This window comes from Bacillus sp. SRB_8 (assembly GCF_003264205.1).
Lineage (GTDB): Bacteria > Bacillota > Bacilli > Bacillales > Bacillaceae_G > Bacillus_A > Bacillus_A mycoides.
The window spans coordinates 18,346-33,710 of record NZ_NADT01000026.1 but is presented as its reverse complement, the minus strand read 5'-3'; the positions used below and the strand labels follow the sequence as shown (position 1 = coordinate 33,710).

The 15,365-nt window shown below is 33.2% G+C and carries 9 protein-coding genes and 1 pseudogene; 3 read left to right on the top strand and 7 right to left on the bottom strand.

The window, feature by feature from the left end:
* Positions 1 to 42: 42 nt before the first annotated feature.
* The 5 genes from B5P40_RS21830 to B5P40_RS21810 form a co-directional block, all read right to left on the bottom strand.
* On the bottom strand, positions 43 to 651 hold the full coding sequence (locus B5P40_RS21830; protein WP_002128197.1) for a flavoprotein: 609 nt from the start codon (positions 649 to 651) through the stop codon (positions 43 to 45).
* Positions 652 to 676: 25 nt separating this feature from the next.
* Entirely contained in the window at positions 677 to 2,032 is a 1,356-nt protein-coding gene (locus B5P40_RS21825) for a lanthionine synthetase C family protein (protein ID WP_002167992.1), read from the bottom strand.
* Positions 2,033 to 2,049: 17 nt separating this feature from the next.
* Complete coding sequence (locus B5P40_RS21820) at positions 2,050 to 3,933, bottom strand: ABC transporter ATP-binding protein (RefSeq protein WP_002128199.1); 1,884 nt, start codon at positions 3,931 to 3,933, stop codon at positions 2,050 to 2,052.
* Positions 3,905 to 7,120, bottom strand: a complete 3,216-nt coding sequence (locus tag B5P40_RS21815; RefSeq protein ID WP_113709860.1) for a lantibiotic dehydratase — start codon at positions 7,118 to 7,120, stop codon at positions 3,905 to 3,907. Before B5P40_RS21815 ends, B5P40_RS21820 begins: the two co-directional genes overlap by 29 nt.
* An 86-nt stretch (positions 7,121 to 7,206) precedes the next feature.
* Positions 7,207 to 7,347 (bottom strand): gallidermin/nisin family lantibiotic, encoded by a 141-nt coding sequence (locus B5P40_RS21810; protein ID WP_000606628.1) that lies wholly within the window; start codon positions 7,345 to 7,347, stop codon positions 7,207 to 7,209.
* Between the two features lie 389 nt (positions 7,348 to 7,736).
* Between B5P40_RS21810 and B5P40_RS21805 the strand changes: the two genes are divergently transcribed.
* From B5P40_RS21805 to B5P40_RS21795, 3 genes and pseudogenes are all read left to right on the top strand, one after another.
* Positions 7,737 to 8,705, top strand: a complete 969-nt coding sequence (locus B5P40_RS21805) for a polyprenyl synthetase family protein (protein WP_002128202.1) — start codon at positions 7,737 to 7,739, stop codon at positions 8,703 to 8,705.
* Positions 8,698 to 10,839, top strand: a pseudogene (locus B5P40_RS34100) (sensor histidine kinase). Before B5P40_RS21805 ends, B5P40_RS34100 begins: the two are co-directional and overlap by 8 nt.
* Complete coding sequence (locus B5P40_RS21795; protein ID WP_002128205.1) at positions 10,811 to 11,419, top strand: response regulator transcription factor; 609 nt, start codon at positions 10,811 to 10,813, stop codon at positions 11,417 to 11,419. Before B5P40_RS34100 ends, B5P40_RS21795 begins: the two are co-directional and overlap by 29 nt.
* Before the next feature lie 419 nt (positions 11,420 to 11,838).
* Here the strand turns inward: B5P40_RS21795 and B5P40_RS21790 are convergent, their stop codons facing one another.
* The gene (locus tag B5P40_RS21790; RefSeq protein ID WP_002167990.1) at positions 11,839 to 13,008 is read right to left on the bottom strand and encodes a serine hydrolase domain-containing protein; all 1,170 of its coding nucleotides are present in this window, start codon (positions 13,006 to 13,008) and stop codon (positions 11,839 to 11,841) included.
* Between the two features lie 867 nt (positions 13,009 to 13,875).
* On the bottom strand, positions 13,876 to 15,306 hold the full coding sequence (locus B5P40_RS21785; protein ID WP_050551291.1) for an IS4 family transposase: 1,431 nt from the start codon (positions 15,304 to 15,306) through the stop codon (positions 13,876 to 13,878).
* Between the last annotated feature and the right edge of the window lie 59 nt (positions 15,307 to 15,365).

Below are 15,365 nucleotides of genomic sequence, written 5' to 3'. Positions count from 1 at the left end.
AAAAGAATAAAGAAAAGAAAAAAACTCACAAAAATGTGAGTTTTAGTGCATTTCAACCGTTTCATGTACAGTTACTGACTTTCTTTTCTCAAATTCCTTAAAGAGTATATGCAATACTTCTTGATTATTAGGTAAAACATAGTTCGGTTTCAAAGACATAGTCGCAATTTCAAAAGCTGTTGTTTTCAAAGGCGGAATCACTATATGATCATATTCTTTTAAAAGTTTAACATTATTCTGAACTACTTTTTTCTCCCACATTAATTTGTTCATATTAGGAAAAAAGAGAACTGGTTTATCATGAGCAAGAATGACTGTACTTAATAAATCATCAGCTAAACCATGAGCTACTTTTGAAATAGTATTTCCTGTAGCTGGTAATACCATTAGTAAGTCTGCCCATCTAGCCAATTCCACATGACCTGGTTTACCACTTAGGGTAAGTTCCTCATCGATAAATACCTCATTACAATATAATTTCACGGTTTCTGCAGGGATAAGTTTTATTGCACTTTTTGTCATGATAACCTTTACTTCACTAAAATTCGCTTTCAATATAGCTAAATATTGAAAAATTCCAGCTACTGCAATAGAGCCGCTTACTCCTACTAATATTTTCTTAGAATTAAGCAATTGATTCATTTGGTTCATACTGTAACATCCTCTCAATTCTTGATTAGGAAATTAGAAATACTCCGTCCCACCATGGTTCCTCTACTGCGCTTAGACTTAATAATGTTAAAAGTACACCACTTACACCTTCCAATAGTCCTACCTTGTTTAGCTCGTTTGAAGTCTGCTCATTGGATTGTAAGTCTTTAAAGCCAAATGGTGCTTGAGGATCATATGCATCCATTACATAATCTATTAATTTTGTAATGGATTGCATCGATATTTCCCCATCTTCATCTTTTGCCATCCTAATAGACATTTGTAATAATCCCGCTCTTCCATGACAAAATGTTGGAGAAGATAAATCCCATTCTTCCTCACTTTGCAAAAGTGTATCTTGATAAGAACTTAATGCAATTTTCATGGCCTTCTGATCCTTCAAGGATCTCCCAGCCAGATAGAGAGCTCTTGCTACTCCTGGATTTCCATAGCACCAGCCTTTTCGCTTCGGATACACGTGGTATGATTGGTCATTGACCACTTCTTTAAAACTAAGCCTCGCAGGCCACGAACCTTCATCTTGCCATTTTATTAGCCAATCTATCATTTTACGAATCGCTTGCTTTTGTCCAGGAACTTCAATTCCTTGTTCGATAGCCAACGCCATCAAGGAAAGTGGGCCAGGCATTCCATGAGCATGGCCGCAATTGAAATTCCCATCCGGAAATAGTATCTTATCTGTTTCCAAAAACTGATTGGTGTACGGTACGTACCAACCAGGTAGAACTTCTCCATTCACCTCAATGTCATTAGACATATTAATAAAACAATTGAGAATTTGTTTGAGTGCTTCCAAATTTGATTCAAGTTGAATATTTTGCAGTAAATAACGCCCTACTCCAGTAGCACCTTGGATTGTATCGTACATAAATGGATGAACACCACATTCTTCTTTCCCGTAGTTCAATACAAGATGTAACTGCGAAAGTACAAATTCATTTAACTTTTGTAAAAATATATGATATCTTTCATAGTTACGCGAAGCATACGATGTCGCATACGCAATACCAGAAACACCGCCAAACATAGAAATACTATTCACACCTTGTTTTTCTATTGCCTTTTGTATTTCTACCAAGTGACTATGTGCAATAAGATCCCATCCCTCTTTTGGAAACTGTCGATCTAATTCTGCAAATAACATTATAGTACCTGGATAACCATGGGATAAAGTAATGGGGTCCCATGGATGAAGTGTTCCTCCATTTGGTATATTATCAGGCTCCATAACAATTTTTTCTACATACATCGGATCCTTTAATTGCTCTGCTATATCACGAACTAACTTTAATGCTTTATTTCTTTTTTCAATACTAATTCCCTGTAACCAAAATGACTTTTTTTCTGTAGTTAATTGCATATTTTTCTCCTCTCTAATTAAACATTCACTTGAATTTTGGAATAATCTATAAAATTTTTAGCTTGTAACTCAAATAGTCTTGCGTATATTCCTTTTATCTTTAATAGTTCATTATGAGTACCTAGTTCCACGACTCTACCTTTATCGAGGACCATAATTTTTGTAGCATGCCTTACAGTTGAATACCGATGGGATATAAAGAGCCCCATACAATTCTTTGTAATTTCTTTAAAATCTCTAAAAACCTCTTCTTCTGCTTCTGGATCTAATGCGGCAGTAGGTTCATCTAGAATATATAGGCTCGCATCCCTCATGTATGCTCTTGAAATGGCGATTCTTTGCCATTGCCCTCCAGATAACTGAATTCCGTTCGCAAAAGTTTTCCCAAGTTGTGTATCCATTTGGTTAGGCAAACTATTAATCATCTTTAATGCTCCAGATTTTTTAGCAGCAGCTTGTATAGCCATTACTTGATCGGCTTTTTTATAGTCACCATAGCCAATATTATCTTTAACATCTAGTTCATATCTAACAAAGTCTTGGAAAATAGCACTAATCTTATCCTGCCATTCGTTTGTACTGTATTGATGAATGGGTTTTCCATCTAATAGAATAATCCCTTCAAAGTCCGTATAAAGTTTTGTAATTAACTTTACAATCGTAGATTTACCCGAACCATTAGATCCGACAAGAGCCAATGTTTCACCTGGTTTTATGTGAAAATTCACTTTTTTTAATGTATACTCTTTTTGACCAGGATACTTAAAAGAGACATTTATAAATCGAATACCTTTTTCCTCAAAAGAGATGCTATCTAAATAAGTATTGTCTCCATTATTTGAAACATCCCTTTCTTCAGGAACGTCCAAAAATGAGAATAGTTGAGTCATATAAAGATTGTTTTGGTGCATATTAAAAATCATATACATTAATTCATTAGATGTTTTTTGTGTAGTATTTACAGCTTGAAAATAAGCGATAAGACTTCCAATAGCAATAATCCCTGTTACAGCATCCATAACCACCATAAACTGCACAAACATTACAAAAGCCACGCTGATTAATTGAAAAAACAGGTCAATCCTCATCTTTTTTAAAAGCAGACGTCTATCTTGCAGATAAAATCGATTGAACATATTTGAATAATTTTTTAGAAGTAAATTGCCCAATCCAAATAATTTCACTTCTTTTACTGTGATGTCTGTCGTTAGCAAATAGTAGTAGTAAAATTGTTTTCTTGTTTCTTCGGCACGCTTATGACTAATTAAAAAAATTTCTTTTCCAATTTTCATGATTGACCAGGAAGAGATTAGTGGTAATAGAATTAAAATTAGGGTAAACTGCCAGTTCCAAATCATTAAGATACCGGAAATAGAAATCACAGTTATTCCACTTTTTATAATCCCCATAAGTTCTTCAAAAATAGCAAATGGTTTATATGTGGAATCTTGGCGCGCCCTTTGAAGTTTGTTGTAAATTTCTGGGTTCTCGAAACTGGAATAAGGTAATCTTTTTGCTTTTTCTATTAATTTTACATTGATTTTATTAGAAAGAAGATTTCGGTAAAGCTGTTTATATGTTTCCAAAACTGATCCTGTAACACCCGTTAAAATTGTAACTAGTGCAAAGGCTATAAAAAACGGTAAAACATGAGTAAAATAATCATCCTTGTACCCATTCTGGTAGATGTTTTGTACTGTATTAACAAGGTATTGGATTGTCAAAATCAATGCTGCAGGTAATAATCCATTTACAAAATTTAAGGTAAGCACACAGAAGAAATATCCTCTGTGCGTTTCCCATAAAAGTTTAAATAAACCAGGCCAATAATGAAAAGACTTTAAAATATTTGAAAATGATAGTTTCTCATCTTCAGGTGTGTGATTGAGTATCTGTTTCATTCTGATTCCTCCAATATCGCTGGCTTGATAAGATATGCCGCGTAAAGGCAAGTGCTTTTTTTTCTAGTTCCCGATTAGCTCCCAATAGTCGATTACAATGCATATGAATAATTGCTCCCATAATTGTTTGTTGTTTATTCCAGAGCTTGTCTTCATTTTTATATTGTTGAATACTGGAAAAATATTCTTTTAATGATTCTCTCCGAACTAATAGACTTTTATAAATCTCTAGTCCAATTGATGAATTGTAATTACGTAAATTATTCCAATCACCTTCAGGATTTCCAATGTTATTTAATAATTTTCTCATTGGTCTAAATTCATCCATGAATTCATATTTATCTGTATTTCTTTCAATAGTTTCCAATTGTTGTTCATAAGTTAAACCAAAATTCTCCATAATCTCAATTATGTTTAAGGATGCCAGTGCATGTACTGGCAGTTCAGCTTGTTGTCCGATCACATTAAGAAGCATTGTTACTGACCTACTATCGTAATGGAAGAAATTCTCGGCCAATTCTATCAGATACGGACCACCATATCGCTCTATTTCTCGTTCATACGTATCAATCGTCATTTTATGAATAAATCCAGAGTTCATTAAATTATTTGCCCAATCCCTTAAATGAGTAAGAACAGATGCATTCAACTTCTTGGGATCTCCATAAAATCGCAAACGAATATGAGCATCTGGATCACGATATCGCATGAAGAACCATGATTGAGCCAAACCATTTTGTACAATATTATTAGCAAATGATGTCATATATTTTGAAATAAATTCATTCTCTCTTGCTTGTGGAACATAGAGCTTAACATATAGCCATTCACTTCCGGGCAAACGATAAATCATTTTCTCACTAACCATCTCTTTTTTTCCGTCTTCAACAGCTCCTAAACTCTTCCTTTTAGCGACATCGTTCATTTTTTTCAACGGAAATACAACTTCCATTGCATGACTACCCAGCGGGCTGCTAAGGCAATTTTTATTGATGTCATGTAATGATTCTCTCAACTGTAATCTACCCTGCTTAAAAAGTTCATTCTTTAATTCTCGAAGATGAAGAATATTTTCAAGATCAATTAAAATCCTATTGTCACTATACGTCATAAATACATAGCGTGGAACAGCCCATTTCACTCTCCATTTTTCAAATAGGATTAAAAATTCATCATCACTTTTAGGTTTATTTTTCATACCAATAGTTTCTCTATTTAACTTCCAAATTGCAGGAGACAGAATGATATTTTTGTAACGAATCCTTGGATAATAAGGTGAAGATGTCATATTACCCCAATTGAATGTTCTCCAGTGGTCTAAATCATTTAGGGAAACTTCTCTCATAAAGCGATAAATATTAGGGCCACTTTGGTAATTTAGTACATTACCAGCTACCACTTTAATTCTTTTCCCAAATTTTTTAGATTTCAGATAAAAGTTTTCTAATGATGCTCCAACGACAATATCATCAATTGGAATTTGCAAAGTATCTTCATCTCCATTTGTTCCAAGAGTTACAGTTACTTCTCTTGTAGTTTTTCCAATTGCCACATTCGCTGAACGGCCAGTTGCCGGAAGAAAACTTCCCTCTACCATAACGATATCATTATTAAATTGATGGTCAATCTCCGCTTCTTGTTGCTGAATTTCACGTCTAACATTTGGATCTAAGATATCTAAAAATCGACCAAATGTGCTTCCTGCTGCGTGAGATCCTGGATTTGGGCTTAGGCATAAATTATACTTTCCATTGTCTAATTCCTCTTGCGAAGTAGCATACAATTCTCCATATACTTCAAATGAATCTGGAGCGTATCGAGTATCTTTTTCTATTCCAATTCTGCTAATTATTTCATCAGTAATTTCAATTTCTTTTTGCTGATTATGAATAGCTTCAATAAGCATATATGATAATTGGACATTACGTTCTTCATCTAAAGGCGGCGTAAAATTTTCTCCATCCCTATTTCCTTTTGGATTTTTATATGTCGCGGGTGCTCCAAGCCCTAATTCCTCACTTAAAAGTTCTACCAATGGAACTTCCCTAGTTGTTCCGTATTTTTCTAAAAATTCAATATGATATTTTTGGAGATGAGGAAATCCAACTCCGCTATCGGCTATGCTCCATAACACTTGAGCTGCTTTACTAACATCAGTTGCTACGTTTTTTCCTATAGCTAAATCATGCATATTTAAAGCGAAATCTACTTGAAGAGGCGTTGAAACTTCATAAATCCCCTTCATTAATAGGATAAGATCGTTGTATATAGAAAGCCCCTTTCCAAGCTGTAATTGGTCATAAACAAGTATTAAATCTTTTACCTTCAGTAAATCTTCCCATATTTGATCTTCACCAACTCTTACTTTTAACTTGTCAATCACATAATCAAATGGGGAGTCATATGTAAGTGGCGGTCTTAGCTCAGTTATAAGGTATTCTTGCTCTACCAACTGGAGAATAAAGTTTTCCATTACCTTTATATCTGTGCCTGGATAGTCATTATTCAACTTTTGGAGAAGCTCTTTCACTGTAATATGTGTTTCAGCTAAATCTAAAACTTTCTTAACAACTTCACTATATGTAATTGAAATATTTTCTTTTTTCTCCATATCTTTCTTACGAAGTTGTCCACATTCAGTTGAAAAAGGTAAATATAGGCGGTTTCCGACACGATAAGTAGCATGATTTTTACTAACCATTAAAAATTGGAGAATACAAGGATTTTTTTCAAGTGATGAAACCACTCCCAATAACCATTCCATATCAGGCCGAGTTCTTTTCTTAAATTGTTCAAAATGGCTCATTTCAAGTAAAGATTTTTCTTTAAACTCTCCGGATGCTACCCCGGAAAAAGCTCCAAAAGGTGTTGGGCGTGTTGTCATTCTTAACATATATCGTAATACAGAAGATATTACTTGTTGTGTTTTCCTATTACTTAAATCACCATGTATATATTTAAGAGATTCAAGCAATGAAGGACTTGCAATGGCAATGGCTTCCTTAATGTAATCCATTTCTGCATATTCCCTTAATTTTTCAATCAATAATTCTTGATCCTTAATTTGATATAGTGCGTTAAATGGTAAAAACGGGGATCTAATCATAAAAAATGGTAGAGGTTCAAATATATTATTACATGCGGTTTTATTTGATGTATGAATAGTCTTCCTTTTTTCTGTAATCATTTGGAATCTTCCCTTCTGTTCTAATCAAATATTATAATAGGAGAAAAAGAGGGACACATCTGTGTTCCCTCTTTTTTGGCATTCAATTAGCAACAGAAGCTATTGAATGAACCTGTGTTTCCACAACCAGGCGTACAAGCTGAAATACTTGTAATTTGTGGATCTACATCACCTGAAGCTGTTGTTACTTGAACATCCAAATCAAAAAGGTTTTTTTCGTTAATCATTTTCTTTTCCCCCTAAAATTTTTATTAAGACGTTATGTCTTATGTGTCTAATTTATCAGATAAATATCCTAGTAGAATCCGTATATTCCGCAAGTTTATATTGTAAATTCACGCATAATAAAAAAAATATATGTAAATTAAGTATTAAAAATTTAAGGACTATATTGAAAATATCCCATTTTTATTGTATTTTTTTATATAGAACTAAAATACAGAATATTTGGAAAGAGGGTTATTTTTATGAATAAAGCAATATGGGAATTTTTAATGGAGATGAAAAAAAAACAAACTTACCTTTGAAACTTATGAATTATGTCCTTCATTGGAGACACTATCAGTTGAAGAGCGAATTGTATTAGATGAGTATGCAAAGGATTTCCGGGTGAAAATTGATGGTGGAAATCAGTGGGTTTAAAGATTGTTTAATCAATCATATTGATTACCATATCTCCTACCGTAATCAAAGTGATGAATCTGAAATACTTCTACTTATTCAGAAATGTCTTTCTCATAAAGGAAAGGTTTTAAATCCTGAATATTCTGGCTTCTCGTGGGGAGAGCTATATCTAGCTCTTTCTTTTTTGACCAAACGACAACCAATAACAAAAAGAGAATTAGATAAGGCAATGGGGGTTGAATTTATCTTTTTATCAGCGGATATAATAGATGATTTGTGTGATGGAGACGTATTAGATCCATTATATTTTAAAAACGAATATCCTCGTTTTTTGTTAGTTTCTCAATATTTACTTATGCAAGGACTGATATACTTAACTTATAAGACAAAAGATACTGCAACACGAGATCTTCTCCAACAATTGATACATTCGTGTTGTGGAGAATGGAAAGATATCCAATTTTGTTTTTCAATAGATAAAAAAATAATTTTAAGTGAAGAAGAATATATGAAACTTATTGAAAAGAAATCCGGTCTACTCACAGAAATTATCTTTCGAACTATTAATCCTGAAAATAGAATTTTAAAAGAAATTACATCTTATATAGGGATAGCTGGTCAGCTAAGAAATGATGCTAATGATGCCATGACAGATAATAAAAATGACCTTCAGGACTTAAAGGCTTATCTTCCTTTTTTAAAAGCTTATGAATATAGTTGCAAAACACAGGATAATTTTTTTGAAAATTTAACGGATGAACAAATATCTTCGTCACCTGAAGTTCGGGCATTAGTCCGGGATTACATAGAACAATCTGGAGCACTTCACTATTGTCGTATCCTATCTCAACTATATTATAGAAAAGCATTTGCACTCTTAGAAATGCATTTTGTTCTTTCTAAAGACGAAATGACTTATTTTCAAATGATGGTTATGGGCAGAGGTCACTCCTATGCGTAATATTTGGTTCTGTATACCTTTAAGCATTTTATATTTATTAATACTTTTAATAAATAATTACTATTTTCACTCTAGTAATTTTAAAGAAAGCGTTAACTCTTTATTAATTAGTCATTTTTATATGATCAGCGTTATTAGTCTTATTTTTTTTACTATAGGATTAATTAGCTTTTAAAAAAAAAGACAATCTATTGTAGCAAAAAAATTCTTTTCTCTAACATCAGTCTTTGGGATAGCTATTTTAACATCCTTATTATCTAGCTATGATATAAATATTTTTAAAGCTATAGAGGTGAGTAGTATTTTTATACTTTCTTATCTCTTAATAAGTTTTTTCTCTAATTTCCCTGTATCTACCAAACCAAAATATGTAAAAACATTCAACCTTGTATCATTTGTAATTTCAACAGGATTGACAATTATTTATATAATTTTTTGTTGTTTTGGATATATGTCTAACAATAATTTTAGCTTTTTATTTAAAGTTTTACTAATTACTAACCTATTTCTGAGTATTAGCATCTGTGTTTTTCTTGTTTCATTACATTTACGAGAAAATAACCTTAAGGTGAAAAGTCAATTATATATTCTGATTTTTGGTATTATTCTTAGTTTTTTACCGATTGTTCTACTTAATCTGATTCCCGGTCTACTTTTTGGGGAATCTAAAATTCCATTTACATATTGTTTACCTAGTATTATTATATTTCCTTTAACTATTTCTTATTTATTAATAAAGCAAGAAGTTATCGAATTTGAGATTAGAATTTCTAAATGGCTAACAAACTTACTCTTTTACTTGCTCAATTTCTTATTTTTAAATTTTTCGGTTGAGCAATTCATAGATTTGTCACAAAAAGAAATATTTATACTATGCAGCTTAAGTGTATTATCTGTTGTACTCTCTGTATATATATATAAACTTATTCTCTCATTATTTAGGTATTTAAACATAAAAAAGGATGCACAATCAGGTTTACATAAGATTGAGCTTTTTCAAACACTCTCGAAGGAAAAACATGCTAAAGAGCTTGCAAAATTAGTCGGACAGCTTATTAACCAGATGTTTAACATTAACGGCGTTTCCGTAATATGGAACTCAAATAGTATTTATCATTCATTATATTAGACAGGTATTTTTCAGGATATGGATAAATTTGAGCTGTTTAACCAATTGAATCAACTTGAACAGAATTACTTACTAAAGGAAGGTACTACTCCTATTCATATTCAGTTTGAAAAATACCACTTAATTTGTTTTCCAATACTCATTTACCAAGGCATGCAGGGAGCTATTATTATTGGTGAAAAAAATGATTATACATTATTTAAACCTCAAGAAATTAATGAACTTGAAGAGGTTGTAATAAACTCGGCAAATTTACTATTAAGTGTTAATACCCTCAATAGTAATAAAAAAGAAATTCGAAAAGCAAAGGTAAAAGCTCAAAACTGGAAACAATTTAACTATCAGATTATTCAATCTCTAGAGAATGAAAGGAAAAGGCTTTCGATTTTCTTACATGATGAAATTCTTCAAATTCTTATTTTGCAATTAAACGAAATAAGAATGCTTCAGACCAAAAGAAACTTTTCTATAGACATATTAAATTCAATGGATGAGCAACTTGAAGATATTATCTATAGCATTAGAAAAATGTGTCATAATCTTCACCCTATTATCGTAGAAGATTTAGGTTTAGAAGCAAGTTTACACACACTAAAACGCGAGTTCGAATTAAATTATCGCATTCTCATTCATATACAATTTAATTGCAAATTAAAAATTCTCTCGAAAAATCTCGAAATACAGATTTATCGTATTATAAAAGAGCTACTGAATAATGCTATTAAGCACTCCAAGGGGAATAATGTTCAAATACATATCATAGAAGAAAGAGGCTGCTATGTTTGTACTGTAGAAGATGACGGCATAGGCTTTTGTGTTCCGAACAGTTTTTCTGAATTTAGTACAAGCAACCACCTTGGTCTAATGACCATCCAGCGTCAAATTTCCGAGTTGAACGGAAATTTGAGAATATCTTCTGAAAAAGAACATGGAACATTAGTCACATTTACCATACCAGTAAATTGGGAGGAAAATAATGAGTATACATACACTACTAGTGGATGACCATTTGTTGGTTATGCTAGGCATCCAAAGACTACTAGAATCTGAGGAAGATATTGAGGTGATTAATACCGTTCACGACCCTTCCATATTAATTAAAACTGTGGAAGATACCCGTCCTGATGTAATTGTTACAGACATCAGGATGAAGCAGTATAATGGTATTGAACTTACAAAAGATTTATTGTCAAAATTTCCGGATGTAAAGGTTGTAATTCTATCAGGATATGATCATGAAGAATATTATAATGCGGCCTTTGAAGCTGGAGCAAGTGCATACATTACGAAAGAAAGATCAGCATTTGACCTAGCTAACGCAATTCGTCAAAGTCACATGGGATATATACTATTTTCTAAGAATCAGATTATGGGAAATAATATTGAAGCACTAACTTCTGCTGAACAAAGAATATTACTCTTAATCTCAAAAGATAAAACAAATTATGAGATTAGTACGGACCTTTCAATCAGTAAAAGAACTGTAGAATATCACATTTCTTCAATTATTAGAAAACTGGGTGTAGATTCAAGAGTTGGAGCAGTCGTAAAAGGGATTAAAAAAGGATTAATTGAAGGTTTTTAAGGATAAGGGGACATTGCAGAACTGTTATGTCTAAAAGTTTATTGATAAATACAGAGACACAGAATCATAGTATATAACCACCAATACCTGCAAATGAAGAAATAGGACTCATGATTGGGTCCTATTTCTTCATTTGAGATAACTTTAACCAGATAAAAATTACAATCTTTTATTATATTCATAAATTCCCTCCCCATTATATTTTAAATTCATTCTGTATATGTTCCCACCACATTTCTCTCAGGCTGGAAAAGCAAAATCTTGCTCAAAATGAAAACACGCCATCCTTTCCTATGATTCTACAGAAAGAATAGCGTATTTTTTTATTTTAGGGAGGATTTTATTTTATTAGCTTAATAGCGCTGGATTACCGTCAAAGTTCCAAAAACCTCAAAATTTATCCGTTTTTCCTTTTTTACCTACTTACCAAATTCAGCAAGTAAAATATTTTTAAAAGGATCAGGACTGTTAGCTCTACCCATACTGTTCAAACTGACGGCCAACGTATGCTTACCTCCAAGTATACCTCCAGCAAAAGTACTAAATCCTGGAATACCACCTGTGTGTCCCCATATCGGGACACCGTTTGGAAGCTTAGTTTCATAGATTCCAAGACCGTATCTCCCGATTTCAGCTCTTCCTGTAGGAACTGTAGTAAGCATTTGTTTTAGTTGCTGTTCTTTCATTAATTTTCCACCGAGCAAGTAAGAAAAGAATTTGTTTAAGTCGTCAGCAGTAGAAATCATATCTCCAGCCGAGCTACCTATACTTGGATTAAAATAAGTAACGTCTTTTAGCTCACTTGCTCCGTCTGGTTGGACATATCCACGGGCATGCTTAGTGCCTGGAATAACGCTTGAATTCCCAGGTAGAAATGTATTCGACAATTCAAGCGGTTCAATAATCCGATTTTCAATCTCTTCCGCATAACTGTTTCCGGTTACTTTTTCAATAAGGATACCCAGTAATACGTATCCTGTGTTTGAATAAGACCAGCCCTTTCCTGGGGCAAAGTCTGGGGGCATCGAAAGTCCAATCTTCACTAGCTCTTCAGCGGTATACAATCTTTTTGTATGCGTAAAATCAGCTTCTTTTGACCTTGAGTATTCAGCGATACCACTTGTATGATTCAACATCTGACGGATAGTAATCTGTTTAGCATCATATCCATTTCCTTGAATGACACCAGGCAACCATTTTTCGATGGAGTCGTCTAGATTCAGGCGGTTCTCTCCAGCTAATTGAAGTAAAACCGTTGCGATGAACGTCTTCGTCACACTGCCAATGCGAAAGCGAAAATCTGTTTTCATTGGTTGCTTGCTGCTCAGATCCGCTACCCCAGCGGCATAACCCCAAGTTTTTCCACCCTCGGAAGTTTTAGCAAGTATCCCCGGGTATCCAAGTTGCAATGTATCCCGCATTGCTTGCTTGACGGAAGTACGATCTCGTTGAGTATTTGTTTGTAACGAACTAGATACATTTTGAGTGGGCTCTGCTTTTACAATTGAGGTTGGCGTTGTGTATAACAGGGAACTTCCAGCTATTAAAAGAGCCAGACTTGCAAATGTAATTTGACTACGTGTTTTCATAAGGCATTCCTCTCCTCTATTCATATTGTATAGGTGGTTGCTTGATATTTCATACTCACCACACAGCTATCATCTCTACCGATGACAAAAAGTCAACATTGAATTCGTAATCATCTTCATAATGATTATTTTTACAAGCTCCATTCTGTCCTAGGTAAACCCCTCTTTTCCCACATATATGTTAACCCCAAAAATTACTTCTTTTCCTTGAAACACTCTTGTTACTGGTTTGTTTTTCATATATAAGTCATATCTGTTCCGCCTTTCACGCCTCTTTATATTTTTATCATACACAATGAAAATCTCTTTTTTCTTACCTATTTCTTACAAATTACTTACGTTCAAAATAGCTTCTATAATAGGATGAAGGAGTATCTGTACCGGAAAGTTCAGTAAATATATTAATCAAAAAGAAACACAGAGGTTTTTCACCTCTGTGTTTCTTTTTTCCATCCTTTTAAATATTAAAAGTCGATTTACTCTTAACAGGATGAATTCTGGCTCTTTTTTAATGTAATTTTTCTTCTTGCAATACAACACAAATGACATTGTGCTGCATGAAACACTCCTAACGTTGTTAAAATCAATTGTTTTTAAGTCGAAATTCATTAAATATCCATCAACCTAACAGAACAGATTGCCCAAAAACGATAAAAATGACTTTGGATCTATAAAAAACACAAAATTTTCGTTTAAGAGGAACTTCAAAATCTTAACTTGATAGGCATGTGGCGAAACCCCACATCCATCAACTTAAAGTATATTTTTATACAAAATACGGTCTTTCCACGTAGTTTTTTATTATTTGTTATAGATTTTATAAAAGTAGGCATATCAAATAAACCCTGACGGGTTTCAATTTTTTTACTATGCTACCTGATGAGTAGAAGTGGTATACTCATAAACAACACCCAAAATATCAAAGACTGTCTTTTTCTCGTATCGATGAGATTTTCGTCCGTTGTGCTGTAGGAGGTTAAACAGGCGAAGGAGAATCTTTGATAACTCTTGGGTGTTCTTCTGTAATGCTTGGTGAAAAAGTAAAAAATAATCCTTAATTATGTACATCGCTTTATATTCACTTAGCTCTTTCTGTTTCTTACGTAACAGGAGTTCTCTCATTTTAAACATAGTAGAAGAACATAATAGGATACTAATGAGTTGTCCATAAAGGTGACATTCTAACCGTTCTTGTTTAATAGATTTACAACGATGAATTTGAAACCAAGATTTCCATATTTTAAATAACAGCTCAATTTGCCAACGCAGTGAATATAAATCATAGATTTTCTCTTTTGGTACCCATTCCGTAGGAATATTTGTCATATATACCGTAATTCCTTGTAAAAGCTTCGTACGCTCTGTATATGTAATCCCTTTTTTCTTTTCGCGAATAGCTCGATCACGTAAGCGTTTCTGTTTTTGCTCCTCCGTACATCTATAAACCACAATACGAGTAGGCAGTTTGTCTTTACTCCCTACATATACATCATGTAACTCATACACTTGGCCAGGTTGTAATTGTTTCATGATATCTTCCAAATGAATTTGTATATATACCGGTTTCATTTGAGCGGGTTTTGTTTTAAATACCACTGTTTTAAATTCTTTTCTATATATTTTAGTTGGTAATTTAAGACGTGATAAATAATATCCTTGTTTATCTTGGATAGACTTAAAGTCTTGTAAACGAAAATATCCTAAGTCACGAATATATAGTTCATTCTTTTGTATCATGCCTGTGCGAGTCGCACCATACGCCTGATCACTTCGTTTTCCTGGTTCAATTTTTACATCAGAAAATTCTCCACTCAACAAGTCATACTCTAGTTGAATTTTCACACCAGCTTTATGACTACATCCTCCGGCACCAGGATAAGTAGATGCGAATCGATCTGGAACTTGAAAGGTTGTAGAATCAAGGATACGAATGCGCTCAAAGTAAGCAGAAAGAGAATGAGAAATCTTAGATAATCCTCCAATTTTAGCTTGTAGAAGTGTAGTAAATACAGTTCGAAAGAAGGCTACAGAAGCAGAGTTAAATCTTCGATTAAGTCCCTCAGGACTTAATAAAATTCCAGTTGAAGTTTCTAATTGACTACAAAGTTGAGTAAGAGAGGTAGTAGCGATTTGTTGATTTAGCCATACACATAAAGATAAAAAATGGTGCCCATGGCACTTGCGTTTTCGTTTCATTCCGCCAGCTTCTACAGCTAATTGATTAAGTGTAGCAGGAGACATATATTGATATAACTCTTCAGCAAATAAAGACAACTCTTGCGTTGGATTCATATTCATAAAAAGCACGTCACCCTTTCTTATTAACATAAGAGAATAGTAACGTGTTTTTAATTTTT

What these genes read in the sequence shown, in the direction of transcription:
- B5P40_RS21785 (WP_050551291.1), bottom strand. Translation starts at nt 15,306, where the DNA reads ATGAATATGAATCCAACGCAAGAGTTGTCTTTATTTGCTGAAGAGTTA.
- B5P40_RS21815 (WP_113709860.1), bottom strand. Translation starts at nt 7,120, where the DNA reads ATGATTACAGAAAAAAGGAAGACTATTCATACATCAAATAAAACCGCA.
- B5P40_RS21820 (WP_002128199.1), bottom strand. Translation starts at nt 3,933, where the DNA reads ATGAAACAGATACTCAATCACACACCTGAAGATGAGAAACTATCATTT.
- B5P40_RS21795 (WP_002128205.1), top strand. Translation starts at nt 10,811, where the DNA reads ATGAGTATACATACACTACTAGTGGATGACCATTTGTTGGTTATGCTA.
- B5P40_RS21790 (WP_002167990.1), bottom strand. Translation starts at nt 13,008, where the DNA reads ATGAAAACACGTAGTCAAATTACATTTGCAAGTCTGGCTCTTTTAATA.
- B5P40_RS21810 (WP_000606628.1), bottom strand. Translation starts at nt 7,347, where the DNA reads ATGATTAACGAAAAAAACCTTTTTGATTTGGATGTTCAAGTAACAACA.
- B5P40_RS21825 (WP_002167992.1), bottom strand. Translation starts at nt 2,032, where the DNA reads ATGCAATTAACTACAGAAAAAAAGTCATTTTGGTTACAGGGAATTAGT.
- B5P40_RS21830 (WP_002128197.1), bottom strand. Translation starts at nt 651, where the DNA reads ATGAACCAAATGAATCAATTGCTTAATTCTAAGAAAATATTAGTAGGA.